This is a genomic window from Herbaspirillum sp. 3R11 (assembly GCF_004563925.1).
Lineage (GTDB): Bacteria > Pseudomonadota > Gammaproteobacteria > Burkholderiales > Burkholderiaceae_D > Herbaspirillum.
The window spans coordinates 282,092-307,822 of sequence record NZ_SPNJ01000005.1; the positions used below are offsets into that span (position 1 = coordinate 282,092).

Here is a 25,731-nt window from a genome sequence, read left to right on the forward strand (position 1 = left end):
AGCCAGCTATAATGGCGGTCTCCGTGCAACCTGTTGCAAGACCACTTCCACTCTTACTTACGCCATGCAATACGTCTCCACTCGCGGTCACTCTGCCACACCTTCCTTTTCCGAAATCCTGCTGGGCGGCCTGGCGCCGGACGGCGGCCTGTACTTGCCGGCGCAGTATCCGCAAGTCACCGGCGCCGAGCTGGATCAATGGCGCACGCTGTCCTATGCGGACCTGGCGTACGAAGTGCTGAAGAAGTTCGCCGGCGACATTCCCGACGCCGACCTCAAGGTGCTGACGCACAAGACCTATACCGCCGACGTGTATCGCAACACGCGCGCCGGTGAAGATGCTGCGCAGATCACGCCGCTCCGCACGCTGGAAGACAAGGATGGCAAGAAGCTGGTACTGCAAGGCCTGTCGAACGGTCCGACGCTGGCCTTCAAGGACATGGCGATGCAGTTGCTGGGCAACCTGTTTGAATATGCACTGGCCAAGAAGGGCGCTGAACTCAACATCGTCGGCGCCACTTCGGGTGACACCGGCAGCGCAGCGGAATACGCCATGCGCGGCAAACAGGGCATCCGCGTTTTCATGCTGTCGCCGCACAAGAAGATGAGTGCATTCCAGACCGCACAGATGTTCAGCCTGCAGGATCCGAACATCTTCAACCTCGCGGTGGAAGGCGTGTTCGACGATTGCCAGGACATCGTCAAGGCGATCTCAAACGACCTCGATTACAAGGCCGCGAAAAAAATCGGCACCGTCAATTCGATCAATTGGGCGCGCGTCGTGGCGCAGGTTGTTTACTATTTCCGCGGCTATCTTTCGGCCACGACCGGCAATGAACAGAAGGTCTCGTTCACGGTCCCGTCGGGCAATTTCGGCAACATCTGCGCCGGCCACATCGCACGCATGATGGGTTTGCCGATCGACAAGCTGGTGGTCGCCACCAACGAGAACGATGTGCTCGACGAATTCTTCCGCACCGGCGTCTACCGCGTGCGCAAGTCGGCCGAGACCTACCACACCAGCAGCCCGAGCATGGACATCAGCAAGGCGTCCAACTTCGAGCGCTTCATCTACGACTTGCTCGGTCGCGACAGCACACGCGTCAAGGCCCTGTTCCACAAGGTCGAGACCGCAGGCGGCTTCGACCTGACCGGCAAACCGGGCAGCGATGGCGATGAATTCGCCAGCGTGATCCGCTACGGCTTCGCCTCGGGCAAGTCGACGCATGCAGATCGCCTGGAAACCATCCGCTTCGCCGAAAAGAGCTACGGCATCACGGTCGACACGCACACCGCAGACGGCATCAAGGTGGCGCGTGAAAACCTCACCGCAGGCGTGACCATGATCGTGCTGGAAACCGCCTTGCCGGCCAAGTTCAACGAGACCATCCGTGAGGCGCTGGGCCGCGATGCGGACCGTCCGGCCGGCTTCGAAAACATCGAAGCGCTGCCGCAGCGTTTCGAGGTCATGTCCGCCGACGCCGCCAAGGTCAAGGCCTTCGTGGCTAAGCATACCGGGCTGTAATTAACTGCCATGAGCAAGGTCGCGGCCATCGGTTTTCTGGCCGCGTCGTTGTTGGCGATCGGGAAGGTCGCCACTGCCGGGCCAGCTCCGGATGAGGACACGCTAGGAAAATCTGCCGGCTATCCGGTCGCAGGCAATCTCCGCCAGGCCTATCAGCAGCACTACCTCGTCGGTTCCTTCAGCGCGATGGACAGCTTCAATCCCTCCTGCACGTTGGCGCCGTCGCGCGAGCCGGTAGCGCTGGAAAAGAGCGCTGCCGACACCGTCTTCACCTATCGCTTTCGCGGCGACACGTTCACGCTGGACGACTACATGGCACGCCAGCGCGCCACGGCCGTCGTGGTGGTGAAAGATGGCCGTATCGTGGCCGAGCGCTACAACTACGCACGCACGCCGGACATGCGCATGCTGTCCAATTCCATGGCCAAGACCATCGTCGCGCTGGGCGTCATGAAGGCGCTGGAAGAGGGCAGCATCCGCTCGTTGGACGATCCGGCGAAAACCTATCTCCCCGAACTGGCCGGTTCTCTCTACGGCGAAACACGCATCATCAATCTGCTGCGCATGGCCTCCGGCGCCAGGTACGTCGAAGACTATTCGGCACATGATGACCGGGCCGCCTTCAACGACATCATGCACAAGGCCGGCACCCTGCAGGCTGTGCGCAGTGTTACTGAACGCAGCGATCCGGAAGACGAGCGTTTCAACTATGCGGGTGCGCAGACCAACGTGCTGGCGCTGGTCTTGCGCGCCGCCACCGGGCGCAGCCTGTGCGACTACATCGGCGAAAAAATCTGGCAGCCGATCGGCGCCCAGGCCAAAGCCACCTGGATGCTCAATCCCGGCGACGGCATCGAGGTGGCGCAAGGCGGCTTCAACGCCACGGTGTACGACTATGCGCGCCTGGGAATGATGATGGCCGCCGATGGTGAAGTGCGCGGCAACGCCGTCGTGCAACGCGAACATCTGCTCGACATGACTGATCCGCAGCGTCAGCCTGCGGCATTCCGTCCCGGCGTCATGTCGTATCACGGCAGCAAATATTCCGGCTACGGCTTGCAGACCTGGATTCTGCCGGGCAGCCGGCGCCGCTTTGCGCTGCTGGGCGTGTATGGCCAGGCGATTTTCGTCGATCCGGCGCTCGGGCTGGTGGTCGTGCACACGGCGGTGGGCAAGGATGCGTCAGGCGACGCCAGCGGCACGCATCTCGGTGCGGAGCGCGATGCCTTGTTGCGCGGGATCGTGGCGACCTACGGCAAATGGTAGGGTAGCCGCGACGAGCGGCGTTAGGCGCTGCTTACGCGGGATGCCGCCAGTAATTCGGCTGGGCATAGGTATGCCGCAAAAAATCCACGAAGGCGCGTATCCGCAGCGGCAAATGCCGGCGCTGGGCAAAGACGGCATAAATCGCCGGCGCCGGCGCGTCGAACTTGTCCAGCACCGTCACCAGTTCGCCCGATTCGAGCGCGGCGCCGACCTCCCACATGGAGCGCCACGCCAGTCCCTTGCCGTTGAGCGCCCAGTTGTGTAGCACTTCGCCGTCGTTGCAGACCATATTGCCGCCAACCTTGTAGACGCTGACCTTGCCGTGCTGCCTGAGCGTCCAGCCGCGCTGGCTGCCTTCGCTGCTGATGGCCAGGCAGTTGTGGCGCGCCAGGTCGTCGGGTGTCTCGGGAATGCCATGGCGGCGCAGGTAGGAGGGCGCAGCCACCACCACGCGGTGGTTCTCGGCCAGCTTGACGCTGATAAGGTTGGAATCGGTCAGTGCAGCGATACGGATGGCGACGTCGACGCCTTCGCCGATCAGGTCGACGATGCGGTCGTTGAGGTTGAGCGTGAGCGTGACGTCGCGATGTTCGGTCAGGAACGAAGGCACCAGCGGCGCCACGTGCTGGCGGCCGAAGCCGGCCGGGGCCGAGATCAGCAGATTGCCGCTGGCGCGCGCGCTGCGCTCCGAGACCGAGGATTCGGCGTCTTCGAGGTCGGTCAGGATGCGCTGGCAGTCTTCCAGGAAGGCCGCGCCTTCATTGGTCAGCACGATTTTGCGCGTGGTCCGCTGCAGCAGCTTGACGCCCAGGCGCTCCTCCAGGGCGTCGAGCCGGCGTCCGATCATGGCGGGGGCGATGCCCTCGGCGCGGGCTGCGGCCGACAGGCTGCCCTTGGCGGCGACATCGACGAAGGTGGAGATTTGCTTGAACTGATCCATGGCGGTACTCTCGAAGGCTGGAAAGCGGCACAGCCATTATCTCGTCACTTGTGACTAAAACGCAAAGATAAAGTGATAAAACGTTTCACTCATGTGGATTTAGTTTAAATATACTAAGTGCACAAAAATACAATTCGACAAGACATTGTCATCCGATTTTTTATCTACTTAGGAGCACAGCATGACGCAATTGACACTGCCGGCCGGGATGCAGATTTCTGGTGAAATCAAGCCTGGTTATGAACAGATCCTGACGCCTGACGCGCTCGCGCTGGTAGCCAAATTAAGCCGCGCCTTCGAGTCGCGTCGCCAAGAGTTGCTGGCCGCGCGCGTTGAGCGTGTAAAGCGTCTGGACGCCGGCGAGCGTCCCGACTTCCTGCCTGAGACTGCGAACATCCGCAGCGGCGACTGGAAGATCGCACCGATTCCTGAAGCACTGAAATGCCGCCGCGTCGAAATCACCGGCCCGGTCGAGCGCAAGATGGTCATCAACGCCTTCAACTCGGGCGCCGACAGCTACATGACCGACTTCGAAGATTCGAACTCGCCGGTCTGGGACAACCAGATCAGCGGCCAGATCAATCTGTTCGACGCTATCCGCCGCACCATTTCGCTGGAATCGAACGGCAAGAGCTACAAGCTCAACGACAAGATCGCCACCCTGGTGGTGCGCCCGCGCGGCTGGCACCTGGACGAGAAGCACGTCACCATCGACGGCAAGCGCATCTCCGGCGGCATCTTCGACTTCGCGCTGTTCCTGTTCCATAACGCCAAGGAGCAACTGGCGCGCGGCGCCGGTCCTTACTTCTATCTGCCGAAGATGGAATCGCACCTGGAAGCGCGTCTGTGGAATGACATCTTCGTGATGGCGCAAAACGAAATCGGCCTGCCGCAAGGCACCATCAAGGCGACCGTGCTGATCGAAACGATTACCGCCGCTTTCGAAATGGAAGAAATCCTGTACGAACTGCGCGAACACAGCTCGGGCCTGAACGCCGGCCGTTGGGATTACATCTTCTCCTGCATCAAGAAGTTCAAGAACGACAAGGACTTCTGCCTGGCCGACCGCGCCAAGGTTACGATGACCGCGCCGTTCATGCGTTCGTACGCGTTGCTGTTGCTGAAGACCTGCCACAAGCGCGGCGCGCCGGCCATCGGCGGCATGAGCGCACTGATCCCGATCAAGAACGATCCGGAAAAGAACGCCATCGCCATGCAAGGCATCATCAACGACAAGCGTCGCGATGCGACCGACGGCTACGACGGCGGCTGGGTGGCTCACCCAGGCCTGGTCGAACCATCGATGAAGGAATTCGTGGCGGTGCTGGGCGACAAGCCGAACCAGTTCGAGAAGCAACGTCCGGACGTCGACGTCAAGGCGGCCGACCTGCTCAACTTCCAGCCTGAAACGCCGATCACCGAAGCCGGCCTGCGCTACAACATCAACGTCGGCATCCACTACCTGGGCGCCTGGCTGGCCGGCAACGGTTGCGTGCCTATCCACAACCTGATGGAAGATGCGGCAACCGCAGAAATCAGCCGCGCGCAAGTCTGGCAATGGATCCGCAGCAGCAAGGGCAACCTGGAAGATGGCCGCAAGGTCACTGCCGACATGGTGCGCGCGATGATTCCGGAAGAGCTGGCCAAGGTCAAGGAAGTGGCCGGCACCGGTCCGACCTACGACCGCGCTGCCAAGATCTTCGAAGACATGTCGACGTCGGAGACGTTTGCCGAATTCCTGACATTGCCGCTGTACGAAGAAATCTGATGAGGTGCTGATGCGGCGAGGCGGCGATCTGCACTGAGGTCGCCATTTCTCCGGCATCGCTGTACACGCAAAAACGCCCGGTCATGCCGGGCGTTTTTCATTGGAGCAGGGCGCGGATGATGCACGCACAACGTACGCACAACGCATGCGCAGCAAAACCTGCAGACGAAAAAAATCCCCGACATGTCGGGGATTTTTCATCATCGAAGCGAACCGACTAATCGATTCGCTTATCTGCGCAATTATTGCGGGACGATGTTCGAAGCTTGCTTGCCCTTAGGACCAGTAGTCACTTCGAAAGAAACGCGTTGGTTTTCTTTCAGGGACTTGAAGCCGTTCGATTGGATAGCCGAGAAGTGAGCGAACAAATCTTCGCCGCCTTCGTCAGGAGTAATGAAGCCGAAGCCCTTCGAGTCATTGAACCACTTTACGATACCAGTTGCCATGTTAATTCCTAAATAAGTTAGTGTGGGCTTTGCCCGTTATTATCGTTTAAACCTAGAGAGGAATGACAGACTGATACCGCACTACCAACTCGAATCTTAACGACCCTTTAATTATACCGATTAAATCGCCAATGCAAGCGTTTTTCACTCTATGAGAATGATTTAATTTGCGCCCGGTTTGTATACCAAAACCACCGCCTCGGCGGCGATGCCTTCTTCGCGACCGAGGTAGCCGAGTTTCTCGTTGGTCTTGGCTTTGATGTTTACTTGCCCCGATGCAACACCCAGATCGGCGGCCACATGCGCCACCATGGTCGGAATATGCGGCGCCATCTTGGGTGCTTGCGCGATGATGGTGGCGTCGACATTGCCGATCGCATAACCGGCGGCAGCCAGGCGCTTGACCGCTTCGCGCAGCAGCATGCGTGAGTCGGCGCCCTTGAACTGCAGGTCGGTATCAGGAAAATGGCGGCCAATGTCGCCCAGTCCGGCCGAGCCGAAAATCGCATCGGTAATGGCGTGCAGCAACACATCCGCATCAGAATGGCCGAGCAGGCCGGTCTTGTGTGGGATGTCGACGCCGCCGATGATCAGCTTGCGCCCGGCAACCAGTGCGTGGCAATCGTAGCCCTGGCCGATGCGGAATGGAGGAGGGGAAAACGTCATGCGGTATATCCTTTATATCCTTATGTCTTCAGGAAGAGTTCGGCCAGCGCGACATCGTGCGCCAGCGTGACCTTGAAATTGCGCGGGCTGCCTTCGATCAGCTTCGGCTGCAGTCCCAGCATCTCGATGGCGCTGGCGTCGTCGGTGATGTCGCCGACGCGGTTCTGTGCGTGAGCCTGTTCCAGCGCCCGCGTCAGCAAACCGTAGCGGAACATCTGCGGCGTCTGCGCCGCCCACAGCGCGTCGCGCGGCACGGTGGCCTGAACCCGGTCCTGCTGCTCCTGCTGCGTCGGCGTGCCGCCGCTACGCTTCAACGTATCCACCACCGGCAGCGCCAGCAAGCCGCCGACCTCGTCGTCATGCAGCGCGGCGATGAGTCGCTCCAGCAATTCCGCAGTGAGTCCCGGACGCGCAGCGTCATGCACCAGCACCCAATCGTCGGCGCCGAGCCGCGTGTTGATGGCTTGCAAACCATTCAGCACGCTGTCCTGGCGCGTCGCGCCGCCGTTGCGCAGCACCGTCAGCTTGCCCGCCAGTTGCGGCTGCGTCTTCAGGAAGTCGTCGATGTAACCGTCATCGGCGCTGACCACGAGGAAAGTATGGGCGATCAGCGTACTGGCGGCGAAGGTGTCGAGCGCATATTGCAGCATCGGTTTGCCGGCCAGCGGCAGGTATTGCTTGGGGGTGGCGCCGCCCACGCGCGCACCGATGCCGGCGGCGGGGATCAGCGCAAAATGACGGGCCTGAGGTGATGATGCGGAAGCGGTCATGCCGGGGCGCCGTGACGGCAAGAGCGCAGGAAATGCCTGCGTGCGGCGCCTTGGAGCGCAGCCTTGCCAGCAGAGGGCTTCGTTTATAATGTGAGGCTGAATTCTAAAGCCAAATTTGGCTTCTTTCGCAGTATTTTGCGCGCCCCAGGCGCCTCCCGATCCAGCCAATGTCTTTTGACCTGAAAAAATCCCTTCCCAAGCCGGGCGCGCGCTTCGTTCCTCCGGCGCCGCATGGCTCCGCCGACGCGTATCTTCTGGCACAAGCCGCCATCGCGTTGAAAGCCGACAAGCGCATGCTGACCGTGGTTGTGGCCAACGCCACCGACGCCCAGCGTCTGCTGGCGGAAATCCCGTGGTTTCAGCGTAGTACGGAAAATGAAGACAAGTTGCGCTGCCATCTGCTGCCCGACTGGGAAACACTGCCTTATGACGCCTTCTCGCCGCATCAGGATCTGGTGTCGGAACGTCTGGCCACCTTGTATGAAGTGCAAAACGGCCAGTGCGACGTACTGATCGTGCCGGCTACCACCGCCTTGCTGCGCATGGCGCCGCCGGGCTTCCTGGCGGCTTACACCTTCTTCTTCAAGCAGGGCGAGAAGCTTGACGAGGCGCGTCTGAAGTCGCAGTTGACGCTGGCCGGCTACACCCACGTTACGCAAGTCATGTCGCCCGGCGAGTATTCGGTGCGTGGCGGTCTGATCGATATTTTTCCGATGGGCTCGGCGCTGCCGTATCGCCTCGACCTGTTCGGCGACACCATCGAAACCATCCGCACCTTCGACGCCGACACCCAGCGTTCGCTGTATCCGGTGCGCGAAGTGCGCCTGCTGCCGGGGCGCGAATTCCCGATGGACGAAGTTTCTCGTACCGCTTTCCGCAGCCGCTGGCGTGAAGTGTTCGAAGGCGATCCTTCGCGATCGGCGATCTACAAGGACATCGGCAACGGCATCGCCTCGGCCGGTATCGAATACTACTTGCCGTTGTTTTTTGAAGAGACCGCGACGCTGTTCCGCTATCTGCCCGAAGACAGCATGTTCGCCACGGTCGGCGATATCGATCAGGCCATCAAGCGCTTCTGGAGCGACACGCGCTCGCGCCATAATTTCCTCAAGGCCGACCGCGAACGTCCGGTGCTGGCGCCGGAGCAGGTGTTCCTCACCGACGAAGATTTCTTCACGCTGGTCAAGCCTTACGGCCGCTGGGTATTGCAAACCGACGACGCACCGTCGGCCTTGTCGGCGCCGATTCCCAACGTCGCGGTCAATCGCCGCACCGACGATCCGCTGACCAACCTGCGCGGCTATCTGCTCAAGACCGGCAAGCGCGTCTTGCTGTGCGCCGAGTCCAACGGCCGCCGCGAAACATTGCAGCAATACTTCGCCGAATACGATCTGCATCCGGCGCTGTGCGACGGCTACGACAGCTTCCTCGGCAACACCGAACCGCTGATGCTGGGCGTGGCGCCGTTGCATGCCGGCTTCGAGCTGGAACAGGAGCAAGTCGTCTTCATTACCGAGACCGAACTGTATTCCGGTTCCGGTCGCCGCGTCGGCCGCAAGAAGCAGGAAAACGTCACCCAGGTCGAGCACATGGTGCGCGATCTGTCCGAGCTCAAGATCGGCGATCCCGTGGTGCATGCCAACCACGGCATTGGCCGTTACATGGGGCTGCTCAGCATGGACTTGGGCGAGGGCGAGACCGAATTCCTGCACCTGGAATACGCCAAGGAAACCAAGCTCTACGTGCCGGTCTCGCAACTGCATGTAATCGCACGCTACTCGGGCGCCTCGCCGGAAGACGCGCCATTGCATTCGCTCGGCTCCGGCCAGTGGGAAAAAGCCAAGCGCAAGGCGGCGCAGCAGATCCGCGACACCGCCGCCGAGCTGCTCAACCTGTACGCGCGCCGTGCGCTGCGCCAGGGCCACGCATTCCAGTACTCTGCACGCGATTACGAAACCTTCGCCGAGAGTTTCGGCTTTGAAGAAACCCCCGACCAGGCCGCCGCCATCAACGCCGTCATCGGCGACATGACCAGCGGCAAGCCGATGGACCGGCTGATTTGCGGCGACGTCGGCTTCGGCAAGACCGAGGTGGCGCTGCGCGCTGCTTTCGTCGCGGTCATGGGCGGCAAGCAGGTCGCCATCCTGGCGCCGACCACTCTGCTGGCAGAGCAGCATGCGCAAACTTTCGCCGACCGCTTCGCCAACTGGCCGGTGCGCATCGCCGAGTTGTCGCGGTTCCGTACCGGAAAAGAAATCACCCAGGCCATCAAAGGCATGGCCGACGGTACGCTTGACATCATCATCGGCACCCACAAGTTGCTGTCCGACGACGTCAAGTTCTCGCGCCTGGGCCTGGTCATCATCGACGAAGAACATCGCTTCGGTGTGCGTCAGAAAGAAACCCTCAAAGCCTTGCGCGCTGAGGTTGACGTACTCACACTGACCGCCACGCCGATCCCGCGCACGCTGGGTATGGCGCTGGAAGGCCTGCGCGATTTCTCGATCATTGCCACCGCGCCGCAAAAGCGTCTGGCGATCAAGACCTTCGTGCGCGCCGAAGGCGAATCGACCATCCGCGAAGCCTGTCTGCGCGAGTTGAAGCGCGGTGGCCAGGTCTACTTCCTGCACAACGAAGTCGACACCATCGAGAATCGCAAGGCCATGCTTGAAGCGCTGTTGCCGGAAGCACGCGTGGTCATCGCGCACGGCCAGATGCACGAGCGCGACCTGGAAAAGGTCATGCGCGATTTCGTCGCGCAGCGATCCAACATCCTGCTGTGCACCACCATCATCGAGACCGGCATCGACGTGCCGACCGCCAACACCATCATCATGCATCGCGCCGACAAGTTCGGCCTGGCGCAGCTGCACCAGTTGCGCGGCCGCGTGGGGCGTTCGCATCACCAGGCCTACGCCTATCTGCTGGTCAACGACGTCAAGGGCCTGACCAAGCAGGCGCAGCGTCGGCTTGACGCGATCCAGCAGATGGAAGAACTCGGCAGCGGCTTCTACCTCGCCATGCACGACCTCGAAATTCGCGGCGCCGGCGAAGTGCTCGGCGACAGCCAGTCGGGCGAGATGCACGAGATCGGTTTCCAGATGTATTCCGACATGCTCAGCGAAGCGGTGCGTGCGCTCAAGGATGGTCGCGAGCCGGACCTGGCGGCGCCGCTGGCCAGCACCACAGAAATCAACCTGCACGTGCCGGCCTTGCTGCCCAATGATTACTGCGGCGACGTGCATGAGCGCCTGTCGCTGTACAAACGCTTCGCCAACTGTACTTCGCAGGATGCCATCGACGCCTTGCAGGAAGAACTGATCGACCGCTTCGGCAAGCTGCCGGAAGTCGCCAAGGCGCTGGTCGAAACGCATCGCCTGCGCATCGCCGCCAAGCCGCTCGGCATTATCAAAATCGACGCGCACGCCGAATCGGCGTTGCTGCAATTCGTGCCGAATCCGCCGGTCGACGCCATGCGCATCATCGAACTGATCCAGAAGAATCGCCACATCAAGCTCAACGGCCAGGACAAGCTGCGCATCACCGCCAACATGCCCGATCTCAATGCACGCGTGATGCAACTCAAAGCCACCATGCGTTCGCTGGTCGGCTGACACATTTTCAAATACGAAGAAGACGCACCATGAATCTGATCTTGCAGGGACTGAACCCCAACCGCACCGACATCGAGGCCATCATTGCACTGGCGCAGCCGCAGCGCGTGGTGGATATCAACGCGCATGCCTGGCGTTGCGAGGGCGTTGCCCACAGCGCCGCACTCAAGACGCAAATCGACGCCGCCTGCCTGGCGCAGCAAGTCGACTACGCCTTCGTCGAAGCAGGCCGCACGCTCAAGGATTTCAAGCTGGTGGCGATGGACATGGATTCGACGCTGATCACAATCGAGTGCATCGACGAGATCGCCGACATGCAAGGCCTGAAGCCGCAAGTGTCCGAAATCACCGAAGCCGCCATGCGCGGCGAGATTGAGTTCAACGAAAGCCTGACGCGTCGCGTCGCCTTGCTCAAGGGACTCGACGCCGGCGCCTTGCAGCGCGTCTATGACGAACGCCTGCAACTGTCCCTGGGTGCAGAAAAGATGCTGCAGGCGATCCAGGCCGCCGGCCTCAAGACCTTGCTGGTGTCGGGCGGTTTTACGTTCTTCACCGACCGCATGAAGAGCCGCCTCAATCTCGACTACACGCATTCCAACGAACTGGAAATCGTCGACGGCAAGCTGACCGGCAAAGTGGTCGGCGGCATCGTCAACGCCGAGGAAAAGCGCCTGACCGTGGAGCGCGTCTGCGCCGAGCTGGGCGTGCCGACGTCGCAAGCCATCGTCATGGGCGACGGCGCCAACGATCTGAAGATGATGGGCGTCAGCGGACTCTCGGTGGCGTTCCGCGCCAAACCGGTGGTGCGCGCGCAGGCGAGCGTGGCATTGAACTTTGTGGGGCTCGACGGCATCTTGAACATATTGGCTCAAGCATAAGCAACCGCAAGAAATTATCAGCAACCGCAGGCAACTCAGGAGAAACGCATGGACGCTACAAGTCAGGGAAATCAGGAACTGGTGTTCGACACCAGGCTGCAATCGGCCAAGGACCTGGCGTGGTGGCTGTATATTTTCCACGGGCTGAGTCTGGTCTTGTCGCTGGGCATGCTGTCGTGGCTGCCTCTGATCGTCAACTACATCAAGCGTAGCGACGCCGCCGATACCTTCGTCTACAGCCATCATCGCTGGCAGATCCGTTCCTTCTGGTGGTATCTGTTCTGGTTGTTTGCCGGCGGTATCGCGTGGATCACCCTGATCGGCATCCCGCTGGCGGTGCTGATCTGGTCGCTGGCGTGGATCTGGAAGGCTTACCGCATCATCAAGGGTTGGCTTGATCTCAACGACAACAAGGCCATGCCGGTTTAACCGGGTGGGGCGTCAAGCTCCTGTCATGCGGATGGATTAGAATGGGCCGGCAAGTTTCGGCAACACCAGCAACTGCAGCAACTGGAAATAATAGAAAAGAGAGGCGACAGCATGAACAAAGTCTATCCCGACGCGTCCAGCGCGTTATCCGGCATCGTCAAGGACGGCCAGACGATTGCCGTCGGCGGCTTCGGCCTGTGCGGCATTCCTGAAGCGCTGATCGCGGCCTTGCGCGACTCCGGCGTACAGAATCTGACCGCCATTTCCAACAACGCCGGCGTCGACGGTTTCGGCCTCGGCCAACTGCTGACCACGCGCCAGATCAAGAAGATGATCGCCTCCTACGTGGGCGAAAACAAGGAGTTCGAACGCCAATACCTGGCCGGCGAACTCGAACTCGAATTCACCCCGCAAGGCACGCTGGCAGAAAAGCTGCGCGCGGGCGGCGCCGGCATCCCGGCGTTCTTCACCAAGACCGGTGTCGGCACGCTGGTGGCCGAAGGCAAGGAAATCCGTGAGTTTGACGGCGCCAAATACGTCATGGAACGCTCGCTGGTGGCCGACATTTCGTTGGTCAAGGCACAGAAGGCCGACAAGGCCGGCAACCTGGTCTTCAACAAGACCGCGCGCAACTTCAACCCCAACGTCGCCATGGCCGGCAAGATCACCATCGTCGAAGTCGAAGAACTGGTGGAAGTTGGCGAGCTCGACCCGGACCAGATTCATACCGCCGGCATCTTCGTGCACCGCATCGTGGTCAACGCCACGCCGGAAAAGCGTATCGAACAACGCACTGTGTCCAAATAAGGAGAAATAATCATGGCATGGACCAGAGACGAAATGGCTGCACGCGCAGCCAAGGAATTGCAGGACGGCTTCTACGTCAACCTCGGCATCGGCTTGCCGACCCTGGTGGCGAATCACGTTCCCAAGGATATTGAAGTCTGGCTGCAATCGGAAAACGGCCTGCTCGGCATCGGCCCGTTTCCGACCGAAGACAAGGTCGACGCCGACCTGATCAACGCCGGCAAGCAAACCGTGACGACCATTCCCGGCTCGTCCTTCTTCGCTTCGGCGGACTCCTTTGGCATGATTCGCGGCGGCAAGATCAACATCGCGATCCTGGGTGCGATGCAGGTGTCGCAACAGGGCGACCTGGCCAACTGGATGATCCCCGGTAAGATGGTCAAGGGCATGGGCGGCGCGATGGACCTGGTGGCTGGTGTCGGCCGCGTGGTGGTGCTCATGGAGCACGTGGCCAAGGGCAAGGACGGCAGCATCTCGCAAAAAATCCTGAAGCAATGCAACCTGCCGCTGACCGGCGTGGGCGTGGTCAATCGCATCATCACCGATCTCGGTGTGATCGATGTGACGCCGAACGGTCTGAAGCTGATCGAGCTGGCGACGGGCGTGACCAAGGAAGACGTGATCGCCGCCACCGAAGCGGTGCTGGACGTCAGCGCGGTATAAAGAAAAGTGCAGCAAACAGGGCGCCGGCTGAGCAATCATCCGGCGCTTTTTTTCGATTCCTCATTCATCGGAATCAATCCGAATCAACCAAAATCAACCCGACAACGAATCATCAAGGACAGGTATGCGCGAGATAGCAAGCATTGAAGCACTGCACGAACTGGCCGGCCAGGAAGTGGCGGTCAGCGACTGGATCGAGGTCACGCAAGAGCAGGTCAACCTGTTCGCCGACGCCACCGGCGATCACCAGTGGATTCACGTCGACGTCGAGCGCAGCAAGCGCGAACTGCCGTTCGGCGGCACCGTCGCGCACGGCTTCCTGACGCTGGGTCTGCTGCCCAAAATCATGGTCCAGAGCATCTCCATGGGCGACGTCAAGATGCTGCTCAACTACGGCCTCAACCGCGTGCGTTTTCCGTCGCCGCTGCCGGTCGGCAGCAAGGTGCGTGGACGTATCGTGCTGCAGTCGGTGGAAGAGATTCCCGGCGGCGCGCAAGTGGTGTGGGAAATCACCATGGAACGTGAAGACGCCGACAAGCCGGTCTGCGTCGCCGAGTTCATCGTGCGTCGATATTGATGGCGTAACGAGTCAGTTCTTCAACTGCGGTTCCGGAATCACCAGCGGGCCGCAATTGCTGTCGGTGACAAAGATCGCCAGCAGTTGCGCCGGTTTGACCGGGTCGGGATTGCCGGCCATTGCGTGCAATTGGTAGGGCGCTTCCATCCAGGTCTGGCCCTTCTGGTAATTGACGACGGGCCCGCCTTCCATCTGCGAACGCACGGTTCCGTCCATCACGATTGCGGTCACCGACCCCGGATGCCGATGCGGCGCGGAATAAGCCAGTGGCGGGAAATCCACCATCATCGTCGTGATCGATTTGCCCGGTGCGTTGGGTAACGGCTCGCAGGAAATCACTTTGACGCTGGTCGCAGGAGCTGCTGTCGCGGGATTCACTGCGCCACCACTGCCGATCGTCGCCAGCGGTGCGCTGGAAAACGGCAGCACGTCCGCACCGGCGCCGATGCAGATATCGGCGATCCAGCGACCTGCCGCTTTCGGCGCCGGTAATTGCGTCAGCAGCAGTGCGCCGGCGGCACTGAGCAAGACGAGGCGATAGCCATGGCGGCGCGTTGGCACAAGAGACAGCGGCAAGTTCACGATTGGACACCATACGGTGAGCGGAAGGCGGGACTCCAGTCGAGCACGCGGCGCGCTTTCTGATTGCTTGCCTCGGTGTTGTCTTCCGTGATGTTGAACACGCCCGATGCATTGCTCTGCAGAGCCAGCAGGGCCGCTTGCGCGGCAGCGGCGACATGGACCGGACTGGCGCCTTGCGGCACGGCGGACCAGGTGCCCGGGCCGTATAACTGGCCGTAGCGCAGCACGGTTCCCTTCAGTCCCGGCGTGTGCAAGACTTGCTTCTCCAGCGCGACCACGCCGCCGACGCTGACGCGGCGCAGGCCTTCCGCATCAACGTCCAGCGGATGTTCTTCCAGATAAGGCTTGTCGCCGGGCGCATAGGCCCAGGCAATGCTCTGCGCGATCAGGCGCTCAGCCCCGGCGGCCAGCGCTGCAGCGACCAGGTTGCGGGTACCTTCGCTGCGTACCCGGGCGTTGCCGGCGGCGGCTTGTGCCATCGCCTGCGGGTCCGGCAGACGGGGCAGATCGGTCAATTGATGTATGACGACGGATGGCGCAATGCGGATCAGTTCGGACGTGAGAGCGTCGGCATCGAACACGTCAATCATCACTGGAATCGCGCCCAGTTCACGCAAGGCATTGGCGCGTGCCTGACGACGCGTGCCGCCGTAGACGGTGTAACCCGCATTGCGCAATAAGGGAATCAGCACGGTGCCGATGGCGCCGGTTGCACCGGCCAGAAATATCGTTTCGCTCATCATCTTTCCTTGTGGTTGATGTCACAAGTGTAGGAGTGTGCGCGTCCGGTAAAAAGGGCCAAAAACGTCTGAAAGAACTAGGCCAAGATCAGGCCGAAAATGCGGTGAAAGAAGGGGGTTGCCGGGCAGCGCGACGGGCCGCCCGGCGAAGGGCAATGTGGAAGGATCAGCGCTTTTTGTATTGCGAATTGCCGAACAGGATGTCGCGCGCCTTGTCGTCGGTCAGCGCCTTGCGCTTGTCGGCCAGCACGGTGACGCCGCGTTGCACGGCCGGACGTTCGTTGATGGCGTCGAACCAGCGTTGCACGTTTGGATAATCGCTCAATTCGATGCCCTGGTTCTTCCACGAGCGCGTCCACGGGAAGCTGGCGATATCGGCGATGGTGTATTCGTCGCCGGCCAGGTAGGCGGTCTTGGACAATTGCTTGTCCAGCACGCCGTACAGGCGCTTGGCTTCGTTCGAGTAGCGATTGACGGCATACTCGATCTTTTCCGGCGCATAGATACGGAAATGGTGGGCTTGGCCGAGCATGGGGCCGAGGCCGCCCATCTGGAACATCACCCATTGCAGCACGTTGTATTTTTCGCGGTCGGTCGTGCCGAGCAGCTTGCCGGTTTTGCCGGCCAGGTAAATCAGGATCGCGCCTGATTCGAACAGCGAAATCGGTTGGCCATCGGGACCGTCCGAATCGACGATCGCGGGGATTTTGTTGTTCGGCGAAATCTTCAGGAATTCATCGGTGAACTGGTCACCGGCGCCGATATCAATGGCGTGCGCGCGATAATCCAGGCCGAGTTCTTCCAGCATGATGTGGACCTTGTGGCCGTTGGGCGTGGCCCAGCTGTATACATCAATCATGGTCTTCCTTATGAGGCGAAATGGTGATGAAAAACAATCGTGAACGGAGAGCGGTTCTCCTCTGAAGTCGTCAGGAGAAGTGCCGGGCTAGTGTAGCCCAAGCATTGCAAACGCGCAGAGGATGAGGCGTTTTCGAAACCGGCCTGAAGACCTATTTCTTGCGCGACAAGCGATGCATGAGCGGATAGCTGCGCAGCCGTGTGTAAGCCCGGAACACCAGGGCGGAACGGGCGCGCGGCGAGATCTGGATGGCGTTGTGCAACACTTCTTCCTGCGGTTGCCAGCGCAGCTTGGACTGGTCACGCCCGGTCGACAAATTGACGCCGGCGAAGCCTTGCGCGATGGCCCAGCGCATGGTTTCTATCACCAGCGTGGTCATGAGGCTGTAGGAACGCCAGCGCGGATCGTAGCCCGAATAATAAAGATACAGCTGGTCGCCCAGCACGAAGCCGATGCGCGTCGCGGCGACCTTGCCGCCGATGCGCAGGCGGAATACACGCAGCCGGTTTTCGCGCGCCAGCATCATGGCGTGATCCGAGAGGAAGCTGCGGCTCTTGCGGGCACGGAAGGCGTCGGCATGCGGGACGCCTTCACCGCTGCGCGCTCGCAAGGCGTGCAGGCGGTAGAAATCGTCCAGCGCCGGCGCGACATCGACAGGCCGTTCAACCACCTCGAAGGCGTGCTGCAGGCCGTCGCGGCGCAGCGAATTGAAGCATTTGCGGATCGCTTCCTTCATGTTGCGCGACAGGCTGGCTTTGAGCGTATCCCAGTCGGATGGCAAGGGCCGGTAGCACATCACGCGCGCTTTCGGCTGTTCGATGCCGGGCGAGGACAATTGCTGCGCCTGCGCCGGCGACAGTCCTTGCCATTCGATCCAGTCCCACAAGTGCCGGTGGGCGAGCAGATAGGTTTGCAGCGCGGCGAGTGCAGCGTCGCTGTCGTCAGGATGGCAGATCAGGCCGCGTACTTCGGTAATGTTGGGGTCGGCGCCGAAAAATTGCAGCACCTTGACGCCAAAGGCGCCGAGGCCGGGGCGCACGCTGATCATCATCGGCGCCACCGCCACCAGCTTGCCGTCGGCGTCGCGCAGTACAAAAGCATGCAGGCGGTCATGGATCAGCAGGCGGCGGGCGCGCAGATGACGCCACCAATGGAGATTCCAGTCGGGTTCGGCAAACGGATGCTGCAGCGGCAGGGTGGCGCACAAGGCACTCCATTCGGGCGTCAGCGCCGCCAGCTCGGTGTCGGTGTGAATGGTCGTGAGCGTCAGCGCCGGCGTGGAGATGTCGTTGCGACGTGTGTCCGTTTGGTTGCCTTGCATGTTCTCCTGACCCGGTGAAGACAATGCAGCCATAGAAAAAGAAGGATGGGAAGAATTGCGGGCAGTCGCGTTGTGCTTCTTCCGATGTTGCTGGTATTGCTGATGTTGCCGGTATTGCTATCGCGGTCTGATCAGGTTGCCCCGGGACGCTTGGTCAGCAGCGAATGTCTTTCCAGCGAGAAATACTCCGTCAGTGTAGTGCCGGAAGCGCTGGCGAGCAATGTTTTGAATTGTTCAAACGCGGCGGGTGTGGTCGCAGCCAACTGTTCGCCCCACGCCAGCGCCTTGTCCAGCGCGGTGCCGTCCGGCGTCAGGCGGTTGACGATGCCTGCGCCATGCAGTCGCACGGCTGGCAGCGGAGCGGCGTCCAGCAGAATCTCTGCCACACATTGCGGCGGCAATGATTTGGGCAGGAACCAGCCGGCGCCGCCGACGGCCCAGGTGCCGACCTGCGACGGCGAAACGCCGAATGAAGCATTCTGTCCCGCCACGATCAGGTCGCAACCCAGCGCCAGCGAAAAGCCGGCGTCGAGCGCAACGCCTTCGACTGCAGCGATCACCGGCTTGGGAAAGCTGCGCAGCATCTCGATCAGATTCTGCAGGGCTTCCAGTGCGGCGATCTGCTTGGAAAGATCCTTGCCCGCTTCAACGCCGCTGCAGAAGTCGCGCTCGGCGCCGGTCAGCACCAGCGCGTGTACGGAGTCGTCGCGCTCGGCCTTGGACAGCGTCTCGATCGCCGCCGCCAGGACATTGCTGTCGACGGCGTTGCGCTGGCCTGGATTGGCGAAGGTCAGGATCAGTGTGGCGTCGTTGCGGCTGGCTTTGAGTTCGGCTGTCATGAGTTGGTGTTGTTATTGTTGCGATGGCTTACAGCGTGGCCAGACGATCCAGCGCCAGGCGCAGCGTCTCGTCCTTCTTGGCGAAACAGAAGCGCACGATGCCCGATTCCTTGGGCGTGTTGTAGAAGGCCGAGACGGGAATCGCGGCGACGCCGATTTCCGTGGTCAGCCATTTGGAGAATTCGGCTTCGGACACATCCGAGATCGCGCCATATTCAACGCATTGGAAGTAGGTGCCGTCCGACGGCAGCAGCTTGAAGCGGGTGTTCTTCAGGCCGTCGCGGAACAGGTCGCGCTTGCGCTGGTAGAAGGCGGGCAGCTCGACATAAGGCGCCGGATTTTTCATGTACTCGGCAATGCCGTATTGCACCGGCGTATTGACGGTAAAGACATTGAACTGGTGCACCTTGCGGAACTCGGCGGTCAGCGCGGCGGGGGCGGCGACGAAGCCGATTTTCCAGCCGGTGACGTGGTAGGTCTTGCCGAAGCTGGAGTTGATGAAGGTGCGCGGCGCCAGCTCAGGATGGCGGCACAGCGATTCATGCGCCTGGCCGTCGTAGACCATGTGCTCGTAGACTTCGTCGGACAGGATCAGGATGTCGGTGCCGCGCACGATGTCGGCCAGCGCATTGATGTCGGTCTTCTTGAGGATCGAGCCGGTCGGGTTGTGCGGCGTGTTGACCATGATCAGGCGCGTCTTGCTCGTGACGGCGGCGGCGACCTTGTCCCACGGCACGCTGTAGCCGTCGCTGCTGACGGTCATCTGGACGAACACCGGGATGCCGCCGGCCAGCTCAATGGCGGGGACGTAGCAGTCGTAGGCCGGTTCTATCACGATCACTTCGTCGCCGGCATGCACGGCGCACAGGATCGAGGTCAGGATGCCTTGCGTAGCGCCGGCGGTGACGGTGATTTCGTTCAGCGCGTCATAGGTGTGGCCGTGCAGCGTCTTGATCTTTTGCGCAATTGCCTCGCGCAACAGCGGCACGCCGGCCATCGGCGGGTATTGATTCAGGCCGGTTTTCATGGCGTTTGCGACGGCGTCAACCAACGCCGGATCGCAATCGAAATCGGGAAATCCCTGGCCCAGATTGACCGCGCCTTTTTCGCTCGCAAGCGCGGACATGACGGTGAAAATGGTGGTGCCGACGCGGGGCAGTTTGGAGACGATGTTGGCTGGCTGGCTCATGGAAATGAATCTGGAAGAAAGCGGAAAGAAAGCATTTTAGCCGGATTTCCGGCGGCGGCACTGGCTTGGTGCAAATCGACGGCGACGACGCGTCAGTCCGGCGGTTGGCGTGGCGCTATGCCGCGATTTCTTCCGCCATGGCGGCGTGCCAGCCTTGCGGCGTCATGATGGCGAACATGTTTTTGCGCGCGGTCTTTTTGGCCAGCTTGAGCAGGGCCTTGTCTTTGGTGATCAGCACGCCGGCTTGCGATTGCAGCGCCAGCTCGAGGAATTTCTGGTCGTCCGGATCGGTGCAGACCGGCAGGCCGAACGTATTGACGGGGGCATTGGGCAGGCAGGTGATCAGGTCATCGAACGCGGCGCGGACGGTCGGCTTGTCTTCTTCGGTGAGCGGCAGATGCGGGTAGTTGAGCACCACCAGCCATTCCATGCGGCAGTCTTCGCGCGTGACGGCCTCGACGCGGTGTTCGCGCATGGCTTGCAGCAACAGCGCCCAGCGCGGATCGCGGAAGACGAACAGGTCCAGGCAGACGTTGGTGTCGAGAACAATTCGAACGATAGGGCGCGGACTGACGGCAGCAGCAATGGCAACGGCAGACGGTGCGCCGCTGGAGGAGGTGATGGCGCTAATTGTCAAAACCGCGGGCTTTCCTGGTGGCGTCCGAAGGTGCATCGCCGAGGTTGCCGCCGCTTTCGACGACGTCGTAACCCTGGTCGGTGAGGCGCCAGAATTGATGGATGTCGACCGCCACGAGGCCGCGATCATGCAGCAGCCGCAGATGATGCTGGATCAGCTCGGGCGGGGTGTTCTGCGTGGTGAGATTGGTTTGAATCTTCTCAATGTCGCCGTAGCTGGTGCCAAAGGTGGACAGTGTGGTGAGGATATCAGTCATCAGAGCTTTGTCGCGTTTCATATCTCCTCCTGGTAGGTGTCGAATCGTGCAGGGGGCGGTCCCGTCCTTGATGCCGCCGACGGCTTGCTGTTGCTTCTGTCGGGAGGCGTGGACGATGTCGTCATCCTGCGTTGTTCCATACCCCAGATACTAATCCATGTAGGCCTGCTTTGCTCGTGTGGAGTTGACGCCGCGCAGCTTTTCGCCGGCCTGTCCGCGCCCCTGTTGTCCCGCATGCAAGATGGCTGCGGCGACATGAAAAAAGCCGCGTCGGTCTGACGCGGCTTGTGGAGCGGGCAGGACGGTGAGGGGCCTGGTCTGGCCCGCTTCAGAACTGTTCCCAGGAGTTGCCGTCGTCGGGCGTCGCCTGTTTGATCTGGCGCGGCGCTGCTGCGGCTTGTTGAGCAGGCAGGCGAGCAGGGGCTGCTGCCTTGGCAAATACGGGGGGCCGCGCCCGGCTTGCGCTGACTGCGGAAACCGGGGAGGGCCTTGCCTGTGCGTTGTCGAGTTTGAATACGCTGACGATCTCCGCCAGTTTCGCAGCCTGGTCTTGCAGCGATTGTGCGGCAGCAGCAGCTTCTTCGACCAGCGCGGCGTTTTGCTGGGTGACTTCGTCCATCTGTGTGATGGCCTGGTTGACTTCTTCGATGCCGGCGCTTTGTTCCTGGCTGGCGGCGGTGATTTCGCCGACGATGTCGGTCACGCGTTTGACGCTGCTGACCACTTCGCTCATGGTCGAACCGGCTTGGGCCACCAGCTTGCTGCCGGTGTCGACTTTTTCCACCGAGTCATCGATGAGCGCCTTGATTTCCTTGGCGGCGGATGCCGAGCGCTGCGCCAGGCTGCGCACTTCGCTGGCCACGACCGCAAAGCCGCGACCCTGTTCGCCGGCGCGGGCAGCTTCCACGGCAGCGTTCAGCGCCAGGATGTTGGTCTGGAAGGCGATGCCGTCAATGACGCTGATGATGTCGACGATTTTTTTCGAGGAATCGTTGATCGAGCCCATGGTGTTGACCACCTGTTCCACCACGCTGCCACCTTGAATCGCGACCTCCGACGCCGACACCGCCAGTTGATTTGCCTGGCGTGCGTTGTCGGCATTTTGCTTGACGGTGGAGGTGAGTTCTTCCATGGATGAGGCGGTCTCTTCCAGCGAGCTGGCTTGCTGTTCGGTGCGGCTGGACAGGTCGAGATTGCCGACCGCGATTTCATTGGAAGCGGTGGCGATGGTGTCGGTGCCCTGGCGTACCTGGCTGACGATCTTGAACAGACTGTCATTCATGGCCTTGAGCGAAGTCATCAACTGTCCGGTCTCATCCTTGCTGGACGGCCGGATGTCGGCCGTGAGGTCGCCGTCGGCGACGCGCTGCGCCACATTGACCGCAAGGCGCAGCGGGTTGGAGACGATGCGCGCGACCCACACCGCCATCAGCATGCCGAGCACGATGCAGGCCGCCAGCATGGCGACGATCATGATGCGCGAAGAGTTGTAGGTGGCTTCGGCCGTCGTGTCCGCGAGGTCGGCGCCTTCCTGGTTGGCGGCGACGAGCTTGTCGGCATTGGCGAACATCGCCAGGTAGATCGGCGTGGCTTCCTTCATGATGACTGCGCGCGCTTCCTCATTTTTGTTCTGGCGCGAGAGGTCGAGGATTTTCTTTTGCAATGCCAGGAAGGCGTCGAAGTTTTTTACGAGCTGGGGGTAGACGGCCTTTTCAATGTCCGTGTCGATCAATTTTTCGTAGTCGGCGAGTTTCTTCTTCATGGCCGGCACCATGTCGTCGAGCAGCTTTTCATTGGCGACGAAATCAGCTTCGGTGGAAGAAAGGACATGTTGAAGCTGGACCGAGCGGATGCGCACCAGAAGGACTTTCAATTCAAGCGAGGTCCTGACGCTGGGCAGCCAGTTGGTGGCGATGTCGGTCGATGCCTGGTTGACCTTGCCGAGCTGGACGATGGCGAAAGCGCCGAGCGCGCTGGTCAGCGCCAGCACAAGGATGAAGGAAATCAGCAGCTTTTTGGAAATTTGCAAATCATAGAACCATTTCATAGAGCCTCCCTGTCGGTGGATGTGACGGCCGATGTTGATCGTGCCGCGGCAATGCAATCTTCACTGCTTGTTCTTGGTGCAAATTCCGTATCCATGGGGGGCTTGGATTGTTCTCGTTGGATGCCCCATACCGCGTATGACCTGAACGTTCATTCTATGAAGAAGTTCAGGGCGCGGGAGAATTAGTTTTGGCTTTGGCGGATTAGCAACACCCGGTCGGGTCCGGCTGCCTCCGCAGGGCTGGGCACTTGTTTCCGCGTCAACGAATGGCATCCTCGCAGACGAGGTCCGAGGCTTTCGGTATGATGTCGAAAAAATTAACAGGACCCTCTATGCTGATTGTTTTATCGCCCGCCAAATCCCTCGACTACGACACTCCCGCGACCACCGACATCCACACCAAGCCAGATTTCGTTGCGCGCTCCGCCGAGCTGATTGAGGTCTTGAAGCAGAAGTCGCCGGCGCAGATCTCGACCCTGATGGGAATTTCGGATCAATTGGCGGCCCTCAACGTTGAGCGTTTTGCATCCTGGTCGCGCAAATTCACCACCAAGAACAGCAAGCAGGCGGTGCTGGCATTCAACGGCGACGTCTACGGGGGACTGGATGCCGGCTCGCTTTCTGCCAAGCAACTGGATTACGTACAGTCGCATGTGCGCATCCTGTCAGGCCTGTACGGCGCGCTGCGTCCGCTGGATCTGATGCAGCCTTACCGCCTGGAGATGGGTACCCGGCTGCCGAACCCGCACGGCAAGGATCTGTACGCGTTCTGGGGCGATGACGTCACCAAGGCGCTCAACGCCGAGCTGGCGGGACACAAGGCCAAGGTGCTGGTGAATCTGGCGTCGGAAGAATACTTCAAGGTTGTGAAGCCGAAAGTACTCGAGGCCAAGGTGATTTCGCCCGTGTTTGAAGACTGGAAGGGTGGCAAGTACAAGATCATTTCCTTCTATGCCAAGCGTGCGCGCGGCCTGATGGCGCGCTACGCCGCGCAGAAGGGCGTGAACCAGCCGGAAAAACTGAAGAACTTCGACCTCGACGGTTATGGATTCGACGAATCGGTTTCAAGCGAAACCTCTTGGGTGTTCCGCCGGCGTGTGGAGGCATGATTTCCACGTGCTACCCCGCCAGCACGCCAGGTGCACCAAGGCTGTCAGGTCACGCGACATCAACCATCGGCAGCCGTTCTGAAGCGGGTGTTGCCCTTGCATGGGTCTCCGTCGCACTGAGTTTGAATACGCTCACTACCTGTGCCAGTTTGCCGGCCTGATCCTGCAGCGATTGGGCTGCTGCCGCAGCTTGCTCGACCAGGGCGGCGTTTTGTTGCGTCACTTCGTCCATTTGCAGGATGCTTTGATTCACCTGGGCGATGCGTGTACTTTGCGTCTGACTCGAGCTGGAGATTTCTCCCACGATATCGGTCACGCGTTTCACGCTGCTGACAATATTGAACATGGTCGCGCCGGCATGCTCCACCAGTTTGCTGCCGGTATCGACCTTGACGACAGAATCATCGATCAGCGACTTGATGTCTTTCGCGGCGCTGGCAGATCGTTGCGCGAGACTGCGCACTTCCGAAGCGACGACTGCAAAGCCGCGGCCTTGTTCTCCCGCCCGGGCGGCTTCAACCGCAGCGTTCAAAGCCAGGATATTGGTCTGGAACGCAATGCCGTCGATCACGCCGATGATGTCGGAAATTTTCTTTGATGAGGTATTGATGGACTCCATGGTCTCGACAACTTGCGCGACCACATTGCCTCCCTCAGCTGCGATTTTTCCGGCGGAGACGGCCAACTGATTGGCATGATTGGCGTTGTCGGCATTCTGCTTGACTGCCACGGTGAGGTCGTTGACGGAGGACGATGTTTCCTGCAATGAAGAGGCTTGTTGTTCTGTGCGCGAGGACAGGTCAAGATTGCCGGAGGCGATCTGGGTCGAGGCAGTCGCCATGCAGTCCGTGCCAAGTCGCACTTCGTTGACGATTTTCGACAGGCTGTCAGTCATTGCCTTGAGCGCGATCATCAGTTGACCAGTCTCATCTTTGCTGAGCGGATGGATGGGGGTCGTCAGATCGCCGTCTGCCACGCGTTGCGCCACAGCGACGGCTTGTTGCAAGGGTTTGACGACCAGTCGCGAGACCCATGTCGCCATTGCGAGGCCTCCAAACATGGAGATCAGCAACAGGCTCACGATCATGATGCGCGACGATTCGAACGTGTCGCGCGCCACCTGATCGGCCTGTTTGCTTCCGCTCAGATTGACCGAGGCCAACGTGTCGGCATCGGCCAGGATACGAAAATAGAGTGGCGTGAAGGCCGTCATGTGGAGTGCATGAGCCTCCGCGATATTGTTCGTGCGTGAGATCGCCAATACTTTTTTCTGAATCGACAGGATGCCGTCGAATTCTCGCGCAAGCTTGGCGATGACGGTCTTTTCGACCTCTGTATTGGCCAGTGGTGCGAAGTCGGCGATCTTTTGCAGGATCAGCCGGTTTTGTTGATCAAGCTCTTTTTCGTTCTGTGCGAACTCTGTTTCTTTGACGGACAGGATGTGCTGGAGCTGGATGGCGCGCGCGCGTGACAGAGCGACTTTGAGTTCCAGCGCGACCGATATGCTGGGCAGCCAGTTGGTGGCGATGTCGACGGAAGCCTGATTGACTTTGGCCAGCTGAAAAACAGAAAAAGCGCCCAGCGAGCAGGTCAGGCTGAGGATGAGGCAAAAGGAAATGAGTAATTTCCGCGAAATTCGCAAATTGTAAAACCATGCCATGATGCTTCTCCAGAAGGTCTGCGTTTGAGCAGTGATGCGCTGTGCGGTGGCACAACGTGTCGGCCTTCGGGAGAGCGAGGAGAATGTTGCGACGTCGTTTTTGATGACGTTCTGTCAACGAGCATATGTCGCTTGCAGTATTT

The 25,731-nt window shown here is 60.5% G+C and carries 24 protein-coding genes; 10 read left to right on the top strand and 14 right to left on the bottom strand.

What is annotated here, in order from left to right; translation table 11 throughout:
• Window positions 1-64 precede the first annotated feature (64 nt).
• Both thrC and E4P32_RS21390 read left to right on the top strand, forming a co-directional pair.
• Window positions 65-1,525, top strand: coding sequence for a threonine synthase (gene thrC / locus E4P32_RS21385; RefSeq protein WP_116435584.1), 1,461 nt, complete (start codon window positions 65-67; stop codon window positions 1,523-1,525).
• Window positions 1,526-1,534: 9 nt separating this feature from the next.
• On the top strand, window positions 1,535-2,791 hold the full coding sequence (locus E4P32_RS21390) for a serine hydrolase domain-containing protein (RefSeq protein ID WP_116435585.1): 1,257 nt from the start codon (window positions 1,535-1,537) through the stop codon (window positions 2,789-2,791).
• Window positions 2,792-2,822: 31 nt separating this feature from the next.
• Here the strand turns inward: E4P32_RS21390 and E4P32_RS21395 are convergent, their stop codons facing one another.
• Window positions 2,823-3,731 carry a LysR family transcriptional regulator gene (locus tag E4P32_RS21395; RefSeq protein WP_116435586.1) on the bottom strand — a complete coding sequence of 303 codons (909 nt, stop codon included), beginning with the start codon at window positions 3,729-3,731 and terminating at the stop codon, window positions 2,823-2,825.
• A gap of 181 nt (window positions 3,732-3,912) precedes the next feature.
• Between E4P32_RS21395 and aceB the strand changes: the two genes are divergently transcribed.
• Window positions 3,913-5,499, top strand: coding sequence for a malate synthase A (gene aceB, locus E4P32_RS21400; RefSeq protein WP_116435587.1), 1,587 nt, complete (start codon window positions 3,913-3,915; stop codon window positions 5,497-5,499).
• A gap of 242 nt (window positions 5,500-5,741) precedes the next feature.
• On the opposite strand, the gene E4P32_RS21405 is transcribed toward aceB, so the two are convergent.
• The 3 genes from E4P32_RS21405 to ispD all read right to left on the bottom strand — a co-directional run bounded on the left by E4P32_RS21405 (window position 5,742) and on the right by ispD (window position 7,381).
• Window positions 5,742-5,945 carry a cold-shock protein gene (locus E4P32_RS21405; RefSeq protein WP_053197264.1) on the bottom strand — a complete coding sequence of 68 codons (204 nt, stop codon included), beginning with the start codon at window positions 5,943-5,945 and terminating at the stop codon, window positions 5,742-5,744.
• 162 nt (window positions 5,946-6,107) lie between these two features.
• The gene (gene ispF / locus E4P32_RS21410) at window positions 6,108-6,611 is read right to left on the bottom strand and encodes a 2-C-methyl-D-erythritol 2,4-cyclodiphosphate synthase (protein ID WP_116435588.1); all 504 of its coding nucleotides are present in this window, start codon (window positions 6,609-6,611) and stop codon (window positions 6,108-6,110) included.
• A gap of 20 nt (window positions 6,612-6,631) precedes the next feature.
• On the bottom strand, window positions 6,632-7,381 hold the full coding sequence (gene ispD, locus E4P32_RS21415) for a 2-C-methyl-D-erythritol 4-phosphate cytidylyltransferase (RefSeq protein ID WP_116435589.1): 750 nt from the start codon (window positions 7,379-7,381) through the stop codon (window positions 6,632-6,634).
• Between the two features lie 167 nt (window positions 7,382-7,548).
• Between ispD and mfd the strand changes: the two genes are divergently transcribed.
• The 6 genes from mfd to E4P32_RS21445 all read left to right on the top strand — a co-directional run bounded on the left by mfd (window position 7,549) and on the right by E4P32_RS21445 (window position 14,349).
• A complete protein-coding gene (gene mfd / locus E4P32_RS21420) occupies window positions 7,549-10,995 on the top strand; it encodes a transcription-repair coupling factor (protein WP_116435590.1) in 3,447 nt (1,148 codons plus the stop codon).
• 29 nt (window positions 10,996-11,024) lie between these two features.
• Window positions 11,025-11,873 carry a phosphoserine phosphatase SerB gene (gene serB / locus E4P32_RS21425; protein WP_116435591.1) on the top strand — a complete coding sequence of 283 codons (849 nt, stop codon included), beginning with the start codon at window positions 11,025-11,027 and terminating at the stop codon, window positions 11,871-11,873.
• 48 nt (window positions 11,874-11,921) lie between these two features.
• Window positions 11,922-12,302 carry a hypothetical protein gene (locus E4P32_RS21430; RefSeq protein WP_116435592.1) on the top strand — a complete coding sequence of 127 codons (381 nt, stop codon included), beginning with the start codon at window positions 11,922-11,924 and terminating at the stop codon, window positions 12,300-12,302.
• Between the two features lie 111 nt (window positions 12,303-12,413).
• Window positions 12,414-13,109, top strand: a complete 696-nt coding sequence (locus E4P32_RS21435; RefSeq protein ID WP_116435593.1) for a CoA transferase subunit A — start codon at window positions 12,414-12,416, stop codon at window positions 13,107-13,109.
• A gap of 12 nt (window positions 13,110-13,121) precedes the next feature.
• Entirely contained in the window at window positions 13,122-13,772 is a 651-nt protein-coding gene (locus E4P32_RS21440; protein WP_116435594.1) for a CoA transferase subunit B, read from the top strand.
• 124 nt (window positions 13,773-13,896) lie between these two features.
• Window positions 13,897-14,349, top strand: coding sequence for a MaoC family dehydratase (locus tag E4P32_RS21445; RefSeq protein ID WP_116435595.1), 453 nt, complete (start codon window positions 13,897-13,899; stop codon window positions 14,347-14,349).
• 12 nt (window positions 14,350-14,361) lie between these two features.
• On the opposite strand, the gene E4P32_RS21450 is transcribed toward E4P32_RS21445, so the two are convergent.
• The 9 genes from E4P32_RS21450 to E4P32_RS21490 all read right to left on the bottom strand — a co-directional run bounded on the left by E4P32_RS21450 (window position 14,362) and on the right by E4P32_RS21490 (window position 22,819).
• Window positions 14,362-14,931 (bottom strand): cupin domain-containing protein, encoded by a 570-nt coding sequence (locus E4P32_RS21450; RefSeq protein WP_233526711.1) that lies wholly within the window; start codon window positions 14,929-14,931, stop codon window positions 14,362-14,364.
• Window positions 14,928-15,671, bottom strand: coding sequence for an NAD(P)-dependent oxidoreductase (locus E4P32_RS21455; protein ID WP_116435596.1), 744 nt, complete (start codon window positions 15,669-15,671; stop codon window positions 14,928-14,930). Before E4P32_RS21455 ends, E4P32_RS21450 begins: the two co-directional genes overlap by 4 nt.
• Before the next feature lie 166 nt (window positions 15,672-15,837).
• On the bottom strand, window positions 15,838-16,530 hold the full coding sequence (locus E4P32_RS21460; protein WP_116435597.1) for a glutathione binding-like protein: 693 nt from the start codon (window positions 16,528-16,530) through the stop codon (window positions 15,838-15,840).
• Between the two features lie 151 nt (window positions 16,531-16,681).
• On the bottom strand, window positions 16,682-17,851 hold the full coding sequence (locus E4P32_RS21465) for a GNAT family N-acetyltransferase (RefSeq protein WP_158559741.1): 1,170 nt from the start codon (window positions 17,849-17,851) through the stop codon (window positions 16,682-16,684).
• A gap of 131 nt (window positions 17,852-17,982) precedes the next feature.
• Window positions 17,983-18,690: an enoyl-CoA hydratase-related protein gene (locus E4P32_RS21470; protein ID WP_116435599.1), complete on the bottom strand. Its 708-nt coding sequence runs from the start codon at window positions 18,688-18,690 to the stop codon at window positions 17,983-17,985.
• A gap of 28 nt (window positions 18,691-18,718) precedes the next feature.
• Window positions 18,719-19,879 (bottom strand): pyridoxal phosphate-dependent aminotransferase, encoded by a 1,161-nt coding sequence (locus E4P32_RS21475; protein WP_116435600.1) that lies wholly within the window; start codon window positions 19,877-19,879, stop codon window positions 18,719-18,721.
• 115 nt (window positions 19,880-19,994) lie between these two features.
• The gene (locus E4P32_RS21480; protein ID WP_233526712.1) at window positions 19,995-20,516 is read right to left on the bottom strand and encodes a putative toxin-antitoxin system toxin component, PIN family; all 522 of its coding nucleotides are present in this window, start codon (window positions 20,514-20,516) and stop codon (window positions 19,995-19,997) included.
• A complete protein-coding gene (locus tag E4P32_RS21485) occupies window positions 20,506-20,793 on the bottom strand; it encodes a hypothetical protein (RefSeq protein WP_116435602.1) in 288 nt (95 codons plus the stop codon). Before E4P32_RS21485 ends, E4P32_RS21480 begins: the two co-directional genes overlap by 11 nt.
• Window positions 20,794-21,100: 307 nt before the next feature.
• The gene (locus E4P32_RS21490) at window positions 21,101-22,819 is read right to left on the bottom strand and encodes a methyl-accepting chemotaxis protein (protein ID WP_116435604.1); all 1,719 of its coding nucleotides are present in this window, start codon (window positions 22,817-22,819) and stop codon (window positions 21,101-21,103) included.
• A 332-nt stretch (window positions 22,820-23,151) separates the two neighbouring features.
• Here E4P32_RS21490 and yaaA point away from each other — a divergent pair, with 332 nt between their 5' ends.
• A complete protein-coding gene (gene yaaA, locus E4P32_RS21495) occupies window positions 23,152-23,928 on the top strand; it encodes a peroxide stress protein YaaA (protein ID WP_116435605.1) in 777 nt (258 codons plus the stop codon).
• A 49-nt stretch (window positions 23,929-23,977) separates the two neighbouring features.
• On the opposite strand, the gene E4P32_RS21500 is transcribed toward yaaA, so the two are convergent.
• A complete protein-coding gene (locus E4P32_RS21500; protein WP_116435606.1) occupies window positions 23,978-25,588 on the bottom strand; it encodes a methyl-accepting chemotaxis protein in 1,611 nt (536 codons plus the stop codon).
• Window positions 25,589-25,731: the final 143 nt, after the last annotated feature.